The sequence below is a fragment of the Flavobacterium labens genome (genome assembly GCF_048286755.1).
Lineage (GTDB): Bacteria > Bacteroidota > Bacteroidia > Flavobacteriales > Flavobacteriaceae > Flavobacterium.
Genome location: NZ_JBLVPL010000004.1, coordinates 163,164 through 182,499 on the forward strand (window position 1 = coordinate 163,164; position 19,336 = coordinate 182,499).

Consider the following 19,336-nt stretch of genomic DNA (forward strand, 5'->3'; position numbering starts at 1 on the left):
TGTCAAACGCCAAAATTCTTTTGACATTAGGACTTTTGACTTTCGACATATTTATGCTTATTTTTGTGCAAAATTACAATCAAAACTATTCATAAGCAAACATTATGACATTAGAAACAAAAAAAAGTGTTTTTGTTGAATTAGGAAAATTCTTAAGTCAATTTTCTGAAGATAATACCTCTAAGAATCCAACTGTTTTGCACAACGATGTGTTTTTTGATGATTTTATCGAATTAATAAAATTATCTCAATCACATAATGGATGGTATACGCCAGAACAAGTGTATTTTTCTATTCAATCTTGGGCGGAAGCATTAACTTCAGAAAACTTAAATCAATGGCTTTCGGCTTATGATTTACAAATAAAAGAACCTAAAAACATTGCCTTAATTCTTGCCGGAAATATTCCTTTAGTGGGTTTTCATGATTTCCTTTCCGTTTTAATTACAGGAAATAATGTATTGGTAAAAACATCATCAAATGATCAACATTTGTTGCCTTTTTTAGCAAAGTACATCATTGCTATTGATTCTGAATTAGCTAACAATATTAAATTTGTGGAAGGTAAATTAGAGAATTTCGATGCAGTAATAGCAACAGGAAGTAATAATACGGCGCGTTATTTTGAATACTATTTTAAAGACAAACCTTCTATTATTCGAAAAAGCAGAAATTCAATTGCAGTTTTGAATGGAAAAGAAACTAAAGAACAATTAGCAGCTTTAGGGGAAGATATCTTCCGATATTTTGGATTGGGCTGTCGGAATGTTTCTAAACTTTTTGTTCCAAAAGGATACGTATTTGATGCCTTTTTTGAAGCAATATTTGAATACCAAGATGTTATTCATTATGAAAAATACGCTAACAATTATGATTACAATAAAGCTGTTTTTCTGATGAGTAATTTTAAATTATTGGATAATGGTTTTTTGACAATAAAAGAAGATCAAAGCCATGCCTCGCCAATTTCTAGTGTGTTTTATGAGTTTTATGAGGATATCAGCGATTTGAAATCAAGATTACAGTCTGAAAACGAGCAAATTCAATGCATTGTAAGTGATAATCTTATAGCGAACAGCATTGACTTTGGGCAAACCCAAAAACCAAAATTGTGGAATTACGCAGATAACACCGATACTATTTCGTTTTTGTTAACAACATAGTTGAAATATGTTTAATTATTTCGAATTATTTAACGCCTTTTAAATTCCTATTGCCGAAATTTGCACTTTAATTTTTTGGACTTAAACTACACCATGAAAAAACACAACTACAGCGCAGGACCTTGTATTTTACCACAAGAAGTTTTTGAAAAATCAGCACAAGCAATATTAAATTTTAACGATTCTGGGTTATCACTTTTAGAAATTTCCCATAGAAGCAAAGACTTCGTTGCCGTAATGGATGAAGCAAGAGCAATTGTTATTGAACTTTTAGGCCTAGAAGGCAAAGGATATCAAGCATTATTTCTGGCTGGCGGAGCTAGTTTAGAATTTTTGATGGTTCCTTATAACTTAATGAAAGAAGGCGGAAAAGCGGCTTATCTTGATACTGGAACATGGGCTTCAGCAGCAATAAAAGAAGCGAAACTTTTTGGTGATACTGTTATTGTTGCTTCATCAAAAGAACAAAATTACAATCATATTCCAAAAGGATATTCGGTACCTGCAGATGCAGATTATTTCCATTGCACGAGTAACAATACTATTTTTGGTACACAAATGAAGGAATTCCCATCAGTTGATATGCCAATTGTATGTGATATGAGTTCTGACATCTTTTCAAGAGAATTAGATTTTTCTAAATTTGATTTGATTTATGCAGGTGCTCAAAAAAATATGGGTCCGGCAGGAACTACTTTGGTTGTTGTAAAAGAAGAAATTCTTGCTAAAAACAACCGAATTATCCCAAGTATGTTGGATTACACTAAACATATTAAAGCAGAAAGTATGTATAATACTCCTCCTGTTTTTCCTGTTTATGCTTCATTATTGACATTACAATGGTTGAAAAACCTTGGTGGAATTGCTGCTATTGAAAAAATAAACAATGCTAAAGCTGCATTACTTTATGCAGAAATAGACAGAAACCCATTATTCAAAGGAGCTGCAGCTGTTGAAGATCGATCAAACATGAATGCTACTTTCTTATTAAATGATGAAGCACATGCTGCTGCATTTGATGCAATGTGGAAAGCAGCAGGAATATCTGGATTACCTGGACATCGTTCAGTAGGTGGTTATAGAGCTTCTATGTACAATGCACTTCCATTAGAAAGTGTTCAAGTATTAGTTGATGTTATGCAGGCTTTGGAAAAAGCAATTTAAAAATTAAAACATTGAATGATTTAAAGATTTGAAAAATGAATTTTTAATCAATCGCTACATTAAACAAACCAGATTGAATCTTTAAATCTTTAAATTTTACAATCTTAAAATATAAAAAAAATGAAGGTATTAGCCAACGATGGAATTTCTAAAAGTGGAATTCTAGCTTTAGAAAAAGGTGGATTTGAAGTTATAACTACAAAAGTAGCTCAGGAACAAGTAGCTAATTTTGTAAACGAAAATAATGTAAGTGTAGTTTTGGTAAGAAGTGCGACTAAAGTACGTAAAGATATCATTGACGCTTGCCCAGGATTAAAGATTATAGGTCGTGGTGGTGTAGGAATGGATAATATTGATGTGGATTATGCTAAAAGCAAAGGAATTCACGTAATAAACACTCCAGCTTCTTCATCAGAATCAGTGGCAGAATTGGTGTTCGCACACTTATTTTCTGGTGTTCGCTTTTTACACGATTCTAATAGAAATATGCCTCTTGAAGGAGATACAAACTTTGAAGGCTTGAAAAAAGCTTATGCAAACGGAATTGAATTAAGAGGGAAAACTCTTGGTGTAGTAGGAATTGGCCGTATTGGTCAGGCTACTGCTAAAATGGCATTAGGTTTAGGAATGAAAGTAATTGCTGCCGATAGTTTTATCCCGCAAGTTGACATTAAAGTTGAGTTTTTTGACGGGCAATCTATCACAACTACTGTCGTTTCTCAATCACTGGAATCTTTATTCAAAGAAGCTGATTTCATCACATTACACGTTCCTGCACAAGATGGTTACATCATTGGAGAAAAAGAATTAGCAATCATGAAAGATGGTGTAGGTATTGTAAACTGTGCTCGTGGTGGAGTTATTGACGAAGTAGCATTAGTAAAAGCACTAGACAGCGGAAAAGTATTATTCGCAGGATTAGACGTTTTTGAAAACGAACCAACTCCAGAAATGACTATTTTGATGAATCATAAAATATCGTTGACTCCTCATATTGGGGCTGCAACTGGAGAAGCTCAAGACAGAATTGGTACTGAATTAGCTTCACAAATTATTAGCATATTAGGCTAGTATTTTAGACTAAATAAATAAAAAGGGATTTATTAACTTATGTTTAATAAATCCCTTTTTTTATTAAATTTGATTTCTAATCTAAAAATACTTTCCATGTTTGAACAATTAACACAATTAGCACAACAGTTTGGAGTAGAGTCAGTTGTCAAGAACCAAGCCGTTCCTAACGAACATAATGAAGCCATTATGACCGAGGCCAGTAGTTCTATTTTTTCAGGATTACAAAAAATAGTTGCAGAAGGCGGAGCAGATCAACTTGCAGGTTTGTTTCAAGGAAACAATGCACAAAACAGCTCAAATCCTGTAGTACAACAACTCACCGAACAACTTACGGGGACCTTAGGTGAAAAATTTGGCATCAATAGTGAAACTGCTTCTGATGTTGCAGGAAGTTTAATTCCTCAAATTTTAGGATCGTTAGTCAATAAAGCGAAAGATCCTAATGACAGTAGCTTTCAAATTTCAGATGTGATAGCAGCTATTTCTGGTAATAGTGCTCAGAATTCCGGCATAATGGATGCTATATCTAAATATGGAGGTCAATTTGGTTTAGACCAAAATGCAGATGGCAAAGTAGATATCAGTGATGCGATGTCCGCTGTATCAAAAAAGGGTGGCGGAATTGGAAGTATACTCGGTAAGCTCTTTGGGAAATAATAAAAATAAATATTTATAAAAAATTATCTACTCATTGTAGGTGATTTTTTATGTTAAAACGCTATTAACAAATCATTTAATTTTTGTAAATTTAATATTCAATTTATTTTTTATGAAAAATAGTGTTTATCTATTAGCAATTATTCTAGTTTCTATTTTTAGTTGCAACACTTCAAAGTCTAATTTTCCAAGTTCTGAAAAGCCTATTACAAATCAAGGCGATACTGTAAGAATTGCCAATGACGATCTAGAATATGAAGTTATTATTATTGATCCCGGTTTTAGTATGTGGCTTAATTCAAGAGCGTACCCAAGAGGATATCATTCTCAAAGCTTTTTAGAGAATAAAAATCAATTTTACATCAGCGAGTGGAATAGCCGCGTTTTACAGCCTATGCGATTTGATCCAAATTTATATGAAATGTCTATCAATTATGATTCAAATATTGATTATGGCTACGAAGTAAATTATTTGATCTACAATTACATGATTTATTTTCAAAACACCTACAAACAAAAACTTTTTGGTTTAGTCCCCATCAGATAATGTTACTATATTTGTAATCATTATAAATAAAAATGAATAAACTAAAACAACGTTGGGGAATTGAAACTAATTTCCAACTCATCATCATATTTATCGTTTTTGCGATTACCGGTTCGGCTTCGGCATGGTTGTCAAAACCATTTTGTTTTTGGTTGGGAATTACAAAAGAAGACTTAGGCTATTGGTTTACACCTGTTCGATTAATTTTAATTTTTCCAATATACCAAGTACTTTTAGTACTAATCGGTTTTCTTTTTGGACAGTTCAAATTCTTTTGGGCATTCGAAAAAAAGATGCTAAAACGCATGGGATTAGGATTTCTTTTTACAGAATAACAAAAACGCCTCAATTACGAGGCGTTTTTGTTTTTAATCCAATACTTATAAATCCAGGTCAATGTAAATGTTGGTATAAAATCCGAAAAAGGTAAAATCTCTTCCAGAAAAGTAACCACACCTCCTACTCGTCCTATGGTTCCTTTATACATCCAAGTCATTAAAAATCCGGCTAATGGCGCCCAAATCACATCTGAAAACTCGCCAACTAATGGAACTGTAAACGATACTAATCCTATTGCATCAAACAAAATTCCTAATATAAGATTCCTTGTTTTATTGTTTTCTACACTAACGGGCACTTGCTCTGTCATACTATTTCAATTTATCAGGAAATGTACAAATCTAATGCCAATTATTTTTTCAATTTGTCTTGATACACTTTTTTGAGCTTTTCAATTTTTGGAGTAATAACATAACTGCAATATCCTTGTGTTTTGTTTTGATTGTAATAGTTTTGATGATAATCTTCGGCTTCATATAATTTAGACGCTGCAGAAATCTTAGTTACTATTGGTTTCCCAAATGTATTCTCGCTAGTCATCAAAGCGATATAATCTTCAGAAAGTTGTTTTTGAATAGGATTATGGTAAAAAATTTCACTTCTATATTGTGTACCAATATCATTTCCCTGACGATTCAATGTAGTAGGATCGTGTGTAGCAAAAAATATTTCCAATAGTTCTCCAAAACTTACTTCTTTAGGATCAAAAGTAATTTCAACAGCTTCCGCATGACCCGTGTCTCCATTGCAAATATCCTTATACGTTGGGTTTACAGTAGCACCTCCAATATATCCTGAAACAACTTTTTTTACTCCATCCAGTTCTAAGAAAACTGCTTCTGTACACCAAAAACAACCTCCTGCTAAGGTTGCAACTTCCAATCCGTTTTGTATTTCCATATTTTTTGTTTCTTTACTTTTTGGCACCATACTACTCTTTTCTTTTGCACAAAATGAAAAAGGCAATAGTGCCAGAAAAATACCAATTATTTTTTTCATCCTTCTAGATTTAGAATCAAATTTATCCATTAAAACGAACTGATTATTCGATATTAACTAAAGTTTATCTTTTGTCAAAGCAAAATATATTGGGATGCATTTAATAATCATTAAAATCTTTGTTTCTTTGTCAAAACAGTTTCAAAATGATACAAGCCAAAAATCTACATAAATATTACGATCAACTACATGTATTGAAAGGAGTCGATTTACATATTCAAAAAGGAGAAATTGTCTCTATCGTTGGTGCTTCAGGAGCCGGAAAAACAACTCTTTTGCAAATCCTTGGAACTTTAGACAAGCCGACAGTTGAAAACGGAATTGAATTGCGCATCAATAATGAAGACATTCTAACTATGAATGACAAAACCTTATCTAAATTCAGAAATCTAAATTTAGGTTTTATTTTTCAATTTCATCAATTATTACCTGAATTTACAGCATTAGAGAATGTTTGCATTCCCGCTTTCATTGCCAATAAATCAAAACCGGAAACTGAGATTGAAGCAAAAAAACTGCTGACTTATCTTGGACTTTCCCATAGAATGAATCATAAACCCAATGAACTCTCCGGCGGAGAACAACAACGTGTGGCTGTCGCAAGAGCGCTGATTAATAAACCAGCCATCATTTTTGCCGATGAACCTTCGGGAAATCTCGATACTGCTTCAGCAGAAAACTTACATCAATTATTCTTTAAATTGCGTGATGAGTTTGGACAAACTTTCGTGATTGTAACACATAATGAAGATTTAGCGAATATGGCCGACAGAAAATTAGTAATGGTTGACGGAATGATTAGCAACTAAAAAAGTTTAAAGTTTCAGGTTTAAAGTTCATTTGAAACGACGAACCACTTTAAACATTAAACTTTAAATAAAAATGAATTCTTCAGAACTCAAATCTTTCCTCGACGAGAAAGTGGTACAATATAATACACTCGACTTCATCGAAAGTGACCCAGTCCAAATTCCGCATTTATTTTCACAAAAAGAAGATATCGAAATTGCTGGTTTTCTCAGTGCAACCATTGCTTGGGGAAATCGCAAAATGATTATCAAAAATTCCCATAAAATGATGGATTTAATGGGAAATGCACCTTATGATTTTGTCATGTCACATTCCGAAAATGATTTGGAACGACTAGAAACTTTTGTTCATAGAACTTTTAACGGACAGGATTTTGCAAGTTTTATTAGAAGCCTAAAAAACATCTATGAAAACCATAATGGATTAGAATCCGTATATGCTAAAAACCAAGAGTTAAAAACCATGCAAAACAGCATCTCGGAATTCAAAAAGACATTCTTCGAAATTCCCCATCAATTTAGAACACAAAAACACATTTCAGACCCTCTGAACAATTCTGCAGCCAAGCGAATCAACATGTATTTACGATGGATGGTCCGCCAAGATACTAAAGGTGTCGATTTAGGGATATGGAAAAGTATTTCTCCAGCATCTCTATCCTGTCCTTTAGATGTGCATTCTGGTAACGTAGCCCGAAAATTAGGATTGCTGACCAGAAAACAAAATGATGGCAAAGCATTAGCTGAATTAGATTTAAAACTTCGCGAATTTGACCCAATTGATCCCGTTAAATATGATTTTGCTTTATTTGGATTGGGTATTTTCGAAAAATTTTAAATTTATTTCAAAATTTATCTCATCGAAAATCGATTATTTCAATTTTTATAAAAGTGAAATTTGATTCAAAAAGACCTTTTATTTTTTATAGAACACTCTTTTTATAAAAAATTTAAGCGCAAATTTCATTTAAATTTTATCAAAAATTGCAATACTTAACTTACGTTTTAACACTTTACCCGTTTTTTTTGCACTTAATCGAGTATTTTAAAAATAAATAGTATTATATTTGGTTACTAAAAACACTTAATAAATTAAAGTTAAAAGCGATAATTGAATAATACTATTAACCAATGATTTTTAGAATTTAAAATCTGAATTATTAATTTAATTCAAACGCATAAGTCAAATGAGGAACAAAAAGAAAATAGTTTTGGCCGAAGATAATTCAGTCCTTTCATTACTGCTAAAATTTAGGTTAGAAAAAGAAGGATATGAACTTCTTATAGCTATTGACGGAAAACAAGCAATAGAATTAATTGAGGAAAACAATCCAGATCTTATTCTCACTGATATAATGATGCCGTTTGTAAGTGGATTAGAAGTAATAAGTCATGCAAGAAACAAATTAGAGCTTGCTACACCAATAATAGTGTTTTCGTCAGCAGGCCAAGAAGAAATGGTTCTTAAAGCATTTAATTTAGGCGCAACTGATTTTATGAGTAAACCATTTAGTCCTAACGAATTAAGCATTCGAATAAAAAGATTATTACGATAAAAAAAATAACGATAAAAAAAACATGGTAAATATATTTCAATATATTTTTGATTATCTCGAATACGCCCCTACAATTATAAAATTGTCATGGGCTTTGAGTACTCTATTTATCATTATAATAATAAGTTTATCTCTTTATTTAAAATATTTAAGAAATCGCTTAAGAACTAAAGAAAGAATTGAAAAGGTATATCAAAAAAAATACGAATCGGATTTAATAGAATACTTGTATTCTGGCAATGAAGAGGATGAGATAAGTGTAGAACAACAAACAATCGTTGATTATTTAAAAAAAAGTTCAAAAGATTCACTAAAAAGAAAATTGATTATCTCAACTTTATTAAAATTACGAAATGAAATTTCAGGTGAAATGGCTCTTGCTATTCAAAATCTTTATTACCAAACGGGACTCATTAATTATGCTTCTTCAAAATTGAAAGATAAAAAATGGAATGTAGTTGCAAAAGCGATTAAAGAGCTAACTCAATTTGGAATTAAAGAAGTACATGATGATGTAATTCTTTTAATCAATCACCAAAAGAAAGAAGTACGAAAAGAGATTCAAATGTATTTAGTAAAATTATTTCATTTTGATGGTCTTGATTTTTTAAATGTATTAAAAACTCCATTATCAGAATGGGACCAAATACAACTTCTAGAAATCCTTCAAAATTTTGAAGATCAAAAAATACCTGATATAACGGATTGGTTAGAATCAGAAAACAATACTGTTGTACTATTTGCATTAAAACTAGCTAAAATATACAATCAGTTTGGAGCCAAAGAAGAAATTATTTCACTTTTACATCATGCTGATCAAACCATACGTATCGATGCAATCGATGTGCTTTCTAACATGGGAGACTTTGAAGCTGTAACTGTTTTGAAAAATGATTTTGAACAACGCAGTATTGAAGAACAAATTGCATTCTTTAAAATGATGGAAAACATGCATGATGCAAATGATTTTACATTCATTTCAAAATACATTAATCATGAAAACTTTGAAATAAAAGTATCAGCAATGAAAATATTGAATATTATTAATGTTGATGATTCTAATGTAATTAAAATCATCACAACAAATAAAGAGTTATCTCAAAGTGCCAATTTAATTAAAGCTAGTTAATTATTCTAAAAAACTACCTCAATGATAATAGATTTAATTCAATACCTTTTTTTTGGTTTTGCCCTTAGTGCAATACTTTCGTATATTATATTAGCAGCAATTTCAGCAGTTGAGACAATTGATTATATGAAAAAAAATAGTTTTGTTAATTACAAAGAAATTTTGTCTTCCTCTATTTCACCTTCTATATCTATTATTGCCCCAGCATATAATGAAACGCTAAACATTGTAGAAAACGTACGTTCATTATTATCAAATCACTATGTAAACTACGATGTAATAATAATTAATGATGGGAGTAAAGATGATAGCCTTGAAAAACTTATTAAAGCCTATGACTTAGTTAAAGTCGATCATCTTATTAACAATCAAATCCCAACAAAACCTCTTAGAAAAGGAGTATTTAAATCCACAAACCCCGCTTTTGAAAAATTAATTGTGGTAGATAAGGAAAATGGAGGTAAGGCTGATGCATTAAATACCGGATTAAACATAAGTCCAAATAAATATGTAGCTTGTATAGATGTAGATTGCTTATTACTAGAAGAATCTTTACAAAAAATGATTAAACCTTTTTTAGAATCTACTGACAAAAAAGTGATTGCAGCAGGCGGAGTTATTCGTATTGCAAATTCATGTGTTATCAAAGATGGTAAATTATTAGATGTCAACTTGCCAAAAAACTTAATTGTAAGGGGACAAATTTTAGAATATCTAAGAGCCTTTTTATTAGGTCGAATGGCTTGGAGTAAATTGAATGGTTTATTAGTTATTTCGGGCGCCTTTGGATTATTCGATAAAAAAATAGCCATTGAAGTTGGAGGTTATGATACTAAAACTGTTGGAGAAGATATGGAAATCATTGTAAGAATGAGAAGACATATGGAGGAGAAAAAAATAAAATACAAAGTGGCTTATATCCCAGATCCTCTTTGTTGGACTGAAGCTCCTGATAATTATAAAATATTTATTTCACAAAGAAATAGATGGACACGCGGAACTATAGAAACATTAAAAAAACATCGTGAAATTGGTTTTAATCGTAAATACAATGCATTAGGAACAATTAGTTTTCCATATTGGTTAATATATGAAAGACTAGCTCCTGTGATTGAAGTATTGGGTTTGTTTTATTTTTCATTTCTATTAATAAATCATAACGTTAAATGGGATTATGCCATTGCATTTATTGTCCTTTCTTATTTATTTATTGTATTCTTTTCGATTATAACTATCATATCCGAAGAGCTTACTTACCATCAATATAAGAAAAAAGGGATGGGCTTAAAATTGATAACTACAGCTTTTTTAGAACCTTTTACAAATCATCCCTTTATTTTGTATGCTGCAATAAAAGGTAATTTTGACTACTATTTTAACAAAAAAATAAAATGGGGAGAAATGACTAGAAAAGGAATGACAAATGATTAAATTGCTCAAAAAACAGAAGAATAAAATATGAAGATTAAGTCCTTTTTAAATAATTGTTACCCGTATATTTATTTAACAATTTCCTTAGTAATTGCTTTTGGTTTCATTAGTGTTTTTGAAATATATACAAAGATAACTAACGGTATAAACATCCCAAATGTAACTGCAACACTCTTCTATAAATTAATTAATGAATTGGTTATAGGAGTATTAATTGGATTATTGTTTTTTCCAATCTATATCATTTTTTATTTGATTAGAAAACCATGGAGCGTCGTTGCAATAAAAATCATATTTTCATTAGTAATCATTGGTCAATTTGCATTAGTTAAATACAACCTTACCACTCTTGTAAATCTAGGTGCAGATATTTTAGGATATTCCTACAGTGACATGTATACAACTGTAACTGCATCTGAGTCATTATCCTACTTATATTTCATTCCTTTTGTTATTTTCCCACTTCTTTATTTAGGAATTAATAACCTTTTTGTAAATTATGGAAATCCAAAAATCGCTTATATTATTTCAGGAATTTCAATACTAATTTTAGGTGCAATAAAATTTGGATTGCCCGACGTGTCAGATTCATCTTATCAAAACAAACTATCCTTCTTTGTAAGCGATATTTTTCGTTTTCAAAATGATAAAAATGCATTTAATGCCGATGATTTATTTTATAAAAAAGAATACCCTCTGCTCCAGCCATTTTCATCTTCTCCTGATGTTTTAGCCCCATTTTTTGAAATACATGAGGAAAAACCAAATATTGTAATGATTGTTGTCGAAGGATTAGGTGATGAATTTATTGGTAAAAATGCCTACAGAGGATTCACACCTTACCTAGATTCATTAATTCCAAAATCGCTTTATTGGGAAAACTTTGTTAGCAATGCAGGTAGAACTTTTGGTGCATTACCATCCATATTAGGCTCTTTGCCTTACGGAGAAAAAGGTTTTTTAGAGATGAACCCATTGCCTTCTAATATTTCACTAGTGAGTATTTTAAAAGCTAATGAATATACTACTTCATTTTATTGTGGTGATGAATCTAGTTTTGATAGAAAAATAAATTTCTTAGAATATAACGGAATAGATAATGTTATAGATATTAATAAATTTGGACCTGGTTATGTTAAGACCAAAGAAAATTCCGGAGGCTTTTCTTGGGGATATCCTGATGGTGAAATTTTCAAAAAAACATTATCTGAATTAGATTCAAAAAAACTTCCAAGATTAGATGTTATCATGACACTGACCAATCATGAACCATTTGATTTTCCTGAGAAAAAAGAGTATTTAAAAAAAGTTGATGATATAATTAATTCAAATAGAACTCTTGAGGTAACAAAATCTGAGGTAAAAACATATAAAGACATATTTGCTAGTCTATTATACACTGATAACTCTATTAAAAACTTCATGGAATCTTACTCTAAAAGACCCGATTACAAGAATACTATATTTGTAATTACTGGTGATCATAGACTAATTCCTATTGCTCAAAAAGATAAATTATGTCGCTTTCATGTGCCATTATATATTTATAGTCCATTATTAAAAAAACCACAAACATTTAAATCTGTTTCATCCCATTGGGATATAACACCCAGTTTAGTTTCTTTTTTAATGAATAATTACAAAATGAATAAAATGGAGAAAACAGCATGGATGAGTACAGGTTTAGATACTGTAAGAAAATTTAGAAATATCCATACTATTCCTATAATGCAAAATAAAGGAAGTATTAATGAAATGATTTATAAAGATTATTTATTATCTAACGGAGATTTATTTAAAATAAATGAAAACTTTGATATTGCAAAAGTAAATGATGCTGAAATACTTAAAGCAATAACTGATACTTTAAATGAGGCCAAAAAGCTTAATGCATACTTGACTCAAAAAAATAAAATCATTCCAAACGCTATTAATATTTATACCAAGCCTGCATTTGCATTTACTAAAGCAGATCTAGTTACTATAAAAAAACTAACTAATGGGAAGACTTATGATCAAATATTTTTTCTTGCTAGAGAATTAGCTTTTAACAAAGAACGAGATAAAGCAAGACTGTTATGTAATTACATTTTAAATGAATTTCCAAATTATGCTGATGTTAGAACATTAAAAGGAAGAACTTTAGCTTGGGATAAAAATTATCAAAAAGCAGAAATAGAATTTCTTGAAGTAATAAAAAGAACACCTTATTATAATGATAGTTATCTTGCTTTAATGGATATGTATTGGTGGTCAAATCAAAATGAAAAGGGAATTACTACTGGAAAAAAAGGATTAAAAAATAAAGTCGAAGTAACTGAACTAGGTGTAAAATTAGCGCAAGCCTATTTCCGAACAAATAATTCCATAATGGCAAATAGAATCATTGACAGTGTTATAAAAAAACATCCAAAAGAAAAAGAGTTATTTACAATTAAAAAAACCTTTGCAAAATGATTCCAAAAAAAATAGTTAAACTAACCTTTGTACTTTGCTTTACAATGATTTTTCAAATGTATGGGCAAGAAGAAAAATACAATGGAAATCCAGATACTTCATTTGAAACTGCTCGTACTCTTGCCTTCAGTAATCAACGAAAACAAGCACAGGATACCTTGTTGTCTATTTTGACTAAATATCCTAATTACCATGAAATCCGTTCTTTTTTAGCAACAACCTATTCTTGGGATGGCGAATATAAAAAAGCCAGAAAAGAGTTTACTTATATTTTTGACAAAGAAAAAAAGGATAAAAGCATTTGGGAAGCAGCAATTAAAAATGAATTATGGGATGATATGCCTTATCCTGCTTTAGAAATGACAACTGAGGCTTTAAAAAATTTCCCTAATGATCCTGAAATATTATATTTAAAGGCCAGTGCACAAGAAAAAACAAATAATCCATTAGAGGCATTAAATACTATTGAATCAATATTGACTCAGAATCCTAACGACCAAAAAGCAAAAGATTATAAAATCAGTTTGAATAATTCTTTAAGTCAAAATGCAATAGGAATAACTTCATCAGTAGATATTTATTCAGATGTTTTTGATCCAATGCAATATTATGCGATAATGTACAGGCGACAAACTAAATATGGAAGCATTATAGGAAGAGTAAATTTAAATAGGAGATTTAATGAAAATGGATTGCAATATGAAGTTGATTTATACCCTAAAATTGCAAAAGGTCTTTATGCTTATGTAAATATTGGCCTGTCAAATTCTTTTCTATTTCCTGATGTGAGATACGGCTTGGAATTATACAAATCTTTACCTAAAAGCTTCGAAGTTTCCTTAGGTTTGCGAAGTTTGAAATACAGTACTACAACAAACATATATACCGGTTCTTTGGGTTGGTACACAGGAAATAGTTACATGTCTTTTCGACCTTACATAACTCCTGGAGAAACTGGAACGAGTAAATCCGGAACTTTTACCTATCGAAAATACCGAAGTGATGCAGATAATTATTTAGGAGTATCGCTTAGTGTGGGTTTTTCTCCCGAAATTAATCAGTTCAACATCAATGAAGATGCGGCAAAATTCGTCGACTTAAAATCCCAAAGAATCAATCTTGGATATTATTTTACTTCCTCAAATAAACAAAATGCTTGGGGAACCCAATTTGGAGTTTCACACCAAGAAATAATATTTGACCAAGGAAATTACTTTTGGATTTATTCAGTTGCTTTGTCATGGGAGTTAAAATTCAAGTAAAATAGCACAAAACAAAGTCCTCTTTTCTTGAATATAGTCGATTTTACAGTTTTACTTTCAAAAAGACTATCTTTGCACAAAATTTAAGCAAATGAGTACTTTCGAACAATTCAATCTCCCTAAATCTGTGCAAAAAGCAATAGATGATTTAGGATTTACTTCTCCAACTCCCATCCAGGAAAAAACTTTTTCTGTGATTATGTCTGGAAGAGATATGATGGGAATTGCACAAACTGGTACAGGTAAAACATTTGCCTATTTATTGCCTTTATTAAAATTATACAAATTTACTCCGGGACATACTCCTAAAATAGTAATTCTGGTTCCTACACGTGAACTTGTAGTTCAAGTGGTGGAAGAAGTAGAAAAATTGACAAAATACATGTCAGTTCGTACAGTTGGTATTTTTGGTGGTGTCAACATCAATACCCAAAAAACAACCGTTTATCAAGGTTGCGACATCCTAGTGGGAACTCCAGGAAGAATCATGGATTTAACGCTGGACAATGTGATTCGTTTTGAAGAAATGCAAAAATTGGTAATCGATGAGTTTGACGAAATGCTTAATTTAGGTTTCCGCACCCAATTAACGGCTATTTTGGCTATGATGCCAAAAAAACGTCAAAACATACTATTTTCCGCAACTATGACGGATGAAGTAGATGCTATTTTGAATGATTATTTTGATTATCCGGAAGAGGTTACGCTTTCGGCATCAGGAACTCCATTGGAAAACATCCAACAAATCACCTATAATGTTCCCAATTTTAATACCAAAATAAATCTTCTGAAACACTTATTACAAAACAACGAAGACATGAGTCGTGTGCTGGTATTTGTTAATAATAAGAAGATTTCAGATATGGTTCACGAACGTATCGAAGAAGATTTTGAAGGTCAGTTTGGAGTAATTCACTCGAATAAATCACAAAATTATCGTTTGAGTACTATGGCTTCTTTTCAAGAAGGAAATCTGCGTGGATTGATTACCACAGATATTATGGCAAGAGGTTTAGATATTTCCAATATCACCCATGTCATCAATTTCGAAATGCCGGAAATGCCAGAACTATACATGCACAGAATTGGTAGAACTGGACGTGCAGATGCTACAGGAACCGCAATAAGTCTTATCGCTCCTCGTGAAGAAGAATCTAAAGTGGAAATAGAAGTGCTAATGAATATGGAATTAGCAATCGAACCTTTTCCGGAAACCGTTGAAGTTTCTTCAAAATTAATCGAACCTGAAAAAGACAGACAACCGATTAAGTTTATGATGAAAAAACAGAAACTGGCAGGAGATGGTGCTTTTCAAGAAAAAAGCAAAAAGAATAAGAAAGTCAATTTGGGCGGACCTGGTGTAACCAAGAAAAAAACGCACGGTTCTGTAAATAGAAATATGCTAAAAACCAGAGACAAAAAGAGAAAAGACAAGAATAAATAATACTAAAAAAAGGCTAAAAATGACAATCATTTTTAGCCTTTTTTCTTGAACTGTATTATTAATTCTTGGTAAAAACCAAGCAAACAGGAGAACATAAAGCAATCTTTTTACCAGTATCAGTAAGTAATCCAGTCTTTTTACTTCTTTTAAAAATTACCACGTCATTTGTATATTGATGAGCTACCAAAAGAAAATTCCCAGTAGGATCAATCGCAAAATTCCTAGGTCCTTTCCCTAAAGTACTGTTTTGTCCTTTCAATGCTAATTTTCCGTTTTTTAGAATTTTAAAAATTGTAATGTTATTTGCTTCACCGCGATTAGACGCATATAAAAACTTCCCATCAGGCGAAATATGAATATCCGCAGAACTGAACGTTCCTTTAAAGCCTTTAGCTAAAATAGTCGTTTCATCAATCTTCTTTAATATTCCGTTAGCGTAACTAAAAACTGTTAACGCTCCGTCAAGTTCCTGTAATAGATAAACAAATTTTCCGTCTTTGCTAAAGGTTAAATGTCTTGGTCCACTTCCTGATTTTACAGAAATACTATCTTTCAATTCTAAAACAGTATTAGCAGCATTAGGATTATAGCCATAGGAATACACTTTGTCATTCCCTAAATCATTGGACAAAACGAACTTTTTATCTGGAGAAAAATGAACCATATGCACATGAGGACGTTCTTGTCTTTGTGCGTTAATCCCTTTTCCATAATGCTGTATTACTTGCTTAGCTCCAGCAAGACTTCCATCATCATTTTTACTGAAAACAGAAATATTTCCGCCAGAATAATTGGCAACGATTACATTTTTATCATCGTTTATAATGTAACAAGGATCGGCACCTTTGGAGTTTTGCTTGTTGATTAAGTCTAATTTTCCACTTGCTGGATTATAACTAAAAGAACTTACTGTGCTTTCAGCACCAAATTCATTTACGGAATACACAAAATTATTATCTTTTGAAACCGTCAAGTAACTTGGATTTATAACCTTTTCAGTAGCATTTTTAAAACTGAAATCGCCTGTGTTTGAATCAAAATCATATACATAAATTCCTTTACTGTCACAACTTTGGGTATAGGTTCCAATCAGTAAATTGAATTTATTTTTTTGTGCCTGAACACTTGTAAAAATGAAAACTAATAGAAGAACAGCAAACGGCTTTTTCATGTTTTTAAAATTTATTAGAAAGCTAAAATACACATTATATTCATAATGAATGTCAATTGTTTATTCCTTTGAAAAATTATAACAACTTCAACTAAAACTGTCAACAAATTTGTATTTTTGACTCACGAAATTCAATGAACTCCATTGAAAATAAAATCCAGTGAAGTAAACTCAACCTCAGAATGCATTTTAAACATCCCGAAATTTTATACTTTCTGTTCTTGTTGATTGTTCCAATTTTGGTTCATTTATTTCAATTACGCCGTTTCAAAAAAGAATATTTTACTAATGTTCGTTTCTTAAAAGCACTTTCTATACAAACCAGAAAAAGCTCTAAAATCAAGAAATGGCTGCTTCTCGCCTGTCGTTTATTACTGCTAACTTGTATTATTATAGCATTTGCGCAGCCTTTTTTTGCGTCCAAAGACAGTAAAAATGCCAACAATGAATTGTATATCATTTTGGATAATTCTTTTAGTATGCAAGCCAAAGGCAAAAAAGGAGAATTGCTAAAAAGAGCAGTTCAGGAACTGCTAGAAGAAACTCCTGAAAATGTAAATTTTTCTTTGCTCACTAATTCCGAGAATTATTGGAACACCGATATAAAGTCGGTTCGTAGTGCCTTGCAAAATCTAAAATACAGCGCTACTCCGTTCCAATTGGACAATATAATGGCAAAAATAAAAGCGCATAAATCGGCTTTTAAAAAGGACATCATTGTCATTACCGATGCCTTAGGTCTTGATGAAAAACAACTAAAAAATAGTGATGCAACTGATTCGCCTTTATTTATAATCCCAAAAGCAGAACAAAAAAATAATGTTTCTATTGACAGCGTTTTCATCAATAAAACATTAGAAAATTTTTATGAAATTAGTGTGCAAATATCCGGTTATGGAGATGATTTCAACCCGATTCCAATTTCTTTATACAATGAAAACAAGCTTATTGCTAAAACGATAGTAACTTTAGACACGAAGAAAAGAAACCTCAACTTTACGATTCCAAAACAGTCCTTTCATGGTTATTTCTCCATAGTTGACAACGGTTTGTCTTATGATAACACGTTATATTTTAGCATTTCTAAAACGAAAAAAAACAACATCATCAGCATTGGAGAACCAGCAAAAAGCAACTTCCTTTCCCGAATTTACACCAGTGAAGAATTCAATTTCAACAATTATACTTTAAGCGCATTAGACTACAATAAACTTGAAGAACAAAACACTATTATTTTAAATGAATTAGATGAAATTCCCCAAGCTTTGGCAACCACGCTGAAATCTTTTGTAGAAAAAGGCGGCAATTTAATTGTGATTCCTTCGGCGATAAGTTCCATTACAAATATGAATTCTTTTATGTCGAATTTTGGAAACCTAAAATTCAATTCTTTAGAAAATAGAGAAAAGCTGATTACTAAAATCAACTTTAATCATCCTATATTCAATAGTGTTTTTGAAAATAAAGTGACTAATTTTCAATATCCAAAAACAAAAAATTCGTTTGTATTATCAAGTTCCAGTCCTGCTGCTTTATCTTATGAGGACCAAAGTGTTTTCTTGACATCGATAGCAAATTCAGTTTCAGCAGTTGCTGTTTTTGCAGCTCCTATCAACATTGAAAATTCAAATTTCCAACAATCTCCATTAATTGTACCTACATTTTATAAGATGGCGATGCACAATCAAAATAACGGTGTAAATGCTTTGATAATTGGGAATAACAATCCGCATTTAACAGAAGTATCGCTAAACAAAGATGCTATTTTAACCGTAAAAGGCTCAGATGAACAATTTATTCCGATACAACAAATTCTCAATAATAAAGTCAAAATGACTTTCAATGATTATCCGGAACAAGCTGGAAATTTCAGCATTTACAATAAAAAAGAGTGGATTGAAAACATCAGTTTTAATTACAACAGAACCGAAAGTGATTTGGCTTCAGCCAATGACAATATCCTTTCTGACTATAAAACAATCGAATCAATCCCATCGCTATTTGACTCTTTACAAACTGACAGGACCGATAATCAAATTTGGAAATGGTTTGTTATCTTTGCACTGTTATTTCTAATAACCGAAATGGCAATTATACGATTCGTAAAGTAAATAACGAAGGCCCAAAATTAAAA

18 protein-coding genes are annotated in these 19,336 nt (G+C 31.2%); 15 read left to right on the forward strand and 3 right to left on the reverse strand.

The annotated features are described in order from the left end of the window. Positions 1-104: 104 nt before the first annotated feature. The 6 genes from ACNQF8_RS11035 (at position 105) to ACNQF8_RS11060 (ending at position 4,940) form a co-directional block, all read left to right on the forward strand. Positions 105-1,163, forward strand: a complete 1,059-nt coding sequence (locus tag ACNQF8_RS11035; protein WP_417950126.1) for an acyl-CoA reductase — start codon at positions 105-107, stop codon at positions 1,161-1,163. Between the two features lie 93 nt (positions 1,164-1,256). Further along, complete coding sequence (gene serC, locus ACNQF8_RS11040; RefSeq protein ID WP_417950128.1) at positions 1,257-2,327, forward strand: 3-phosphoserine/phosphohydroxythreonine transaminase; 1,071 nt, start codon at positions 1,257-1,259, stop codon at positions 2,325-2,327. 120 nt (positions 2,328-2,447) lie between these two features. Then, entirely contained in the window at positions 2,448-3,398 is a 951-nt protein-coding gene (locus tag ACNQF8_RS11045; protein WP_417950130.1) for a D-2-hydroxyacid dehydrogenase, read from the forward strand. 96 nt (positions 3,399-3,494) lie between these two features. Then, complete coding sequence (locus tag ACNQF8_RS11050; protein WP_417950131.1) at positions 3,495-4,058, forward strand: DUF937 domain-containing protein; 564 nt, start codon at positions 3,495-3,497, stop codon at positions 4,056-4,058. 112 nt (positions 4,059-4,170) lie between these two features. Further along, entirely contained in the window at positions 4,171-4,605 is a 435-nt protein-coding gene (locus ACNQF8_RS11055) for a DUF6146 family protein (RefSeq protein ID WP_417950134.1), read from the forward strand. A 32-nt stretch (positions 4,606-4,637) separates the two neighbouring features. Beyond that, positions 4,638-4,940: a DUF6787 family protein gene (locus ACNQF8_RS11060; protein WP_417953521.1), complete on the forward strand. Its 303-nt coding sequence runs from the start codon at positions 4,638-4,640 to the stop codon at positions 4,938-4,940. A gap of 14 nt (positions 4,941-4,954) precedes the next feature. Here the strand turns inward: ACNQF8_RS11060 and ACNQF8_RS11065 are convergent, their stop codons facing one another. Then, positions 4,955-5,254: a hypothetical protein gene (locus ACNQF8_RS11065; protein ID WP_315207837.1), complete on the reverse strand. Its 300-nt coding sequence runs from the start codon at positions 5,252-5,254 to the stop codon at positions 4,955-4,957. Positions 5,255-5,295: 41 nt separating this feature from the next. Beyond that, positions 5,296-5,844, reverse strand: a complete 549-nt coding sequence (gene msrA, locus ACNQF8_RS11070) for a peptide-methionine (S)-S-oxide reductase MsrA (protein WP_417953586.1) — start codon at positions 5,842-5,844, stop codon at positions 5,296-5,298. A 245-nt stretch (positions 5,845-6,089) separates the two neighbouring features. On the opposite strand from msrA, the gene ACNQF8_RS11075 reads away from it, so the two are divergent. From ACNQF8_RS11075 to ACNQF8_RS11110, 8 genes are all read left to right on the forward strand, one after another. Then, positions 6,090-6,752 carry an ABC transporter ATP-binding protein gene (locus ACNQF8_RS11075; protein WP_417950138.1) on the forward strand — a complete coding sequence of 221 codons (663 nt, stop codon included), beginning with the start codon at positions 6,090-6,092 and terminating at the stop codon, positions 6,750-6,752. Positions 6,753-6,825: 73 nt separating this feature from the next. Further along, complete coding sequence (locus tag ACNQF8_RS11080) at positions 6,826-7,590, forward strand: TIGR02757 family protein (RefSeq protein ID WP_417953520.1); 765 nt, start codon at positions 6,826-6,828, stop codon at positions 7,588-7,590. Between the two features lie 349 nt (positions 7,591-7,939). Next, on the forward strand, positions 7,940-8,308 hold the full coding sequence (locus ACNQF8_RS11085) for a response regulator transcription factor (RefSeq protein ID WP_315207832.1): 369 nt from the start codon (positions 7,940-7,942) through the stop codon (positions 8,306-8,308). Positions 8,309-8,330: 22 nt separating this feature from the next. Next, entirely contained in the window at positions 8,331-9,437 is a 1,107-nt protein-coding gene (locus ACNQF8_RS11090; protein WP_417950144.1) for a HEAT repeat domain-containing protein, read from the forward strand. 21 nt (positions 9,438-9,458) lie between these two features. Further along, a complete protein-coding gene (locus ACNQF8_RS11095; protein ID WP_417950146.1) occupies positions 9,459-10,868 on the forward strand; it encodes a glycosyltransferase family 2 protein in 1,410 nt (469 codons plus the stop codon). Between the two features lie 393 nt (positions 10,869-11,261). Then, a complete protein-coding gene (locus ACNQF8_RS11100; protein WP_417953519.1) occupies positions 11,262-13,325 on the forward strand; it encodes a sulfatase-like hydrolase/transferase in 2,064 nt (687 codons plus the stop codon). Beyond that, positions 13,322-14,587 carry a YaiO family outer membrane beta-barrel protein gene (locus ACNQF8_RS11105; protein WP_417953518.1) on the forward strand — a complete coding sequence of 422 codons (1,266 nt, stop codon included), beginning with the start codon at positions 13,322-13,324 and terminating at the stop codon, positions 14,585-14,587. The genes ACNQF8_RS11100 and ACNQF8_RS11105 overlap by 4 nt, the downstream gene beginning before the upstream one ends. Positions 14,588-14,678: 91 nt before the next feature. Further along, positions 14,679-16,031, forward strand: a complete 1,353-nt coding sequence (locus ACNQF8_RS11110; RefSeq protein ID WP_315207822.1) for a DEAD/DEAH box helicase — start codon at positions 14,679-14,681, stop codon at positions 16,029-16,031. 58 nt (positions 16,032-16,089) lie between these two features. Here the strand turns inward: ACNQF8_RS11110 and ACNQF8_RS11115 are convergent, their stop codons facing one another. After that, a complete protein-coding gene (locus tag ACNQF8_RS11115) occupies positions 16,090-17,202 on the reverse strand; it encodes a lactonase family protein (protein WP_315207820.1) in 1,113 nt (370 codons plus the stop codon). Between the two features lie 182 nt (positions 17,203-17,384). Between ACNQF8_RS11115 and ACNQF8_RS11120 the strand changes: the two genes are divergently transcribed. Then, positions 17,385-19,313: a BatA domain-containing protein gene (locus ACNQF8_RS11120; protein WP_417953516.1), complete on the forward strand. Its 1,929-nt coding sequence runs from the start codon at positions 17,385-17,387 to the stop codon at positions 19,311-19,313. Positions 19,314-19,336: the final 23 nt, after the last annotated feature.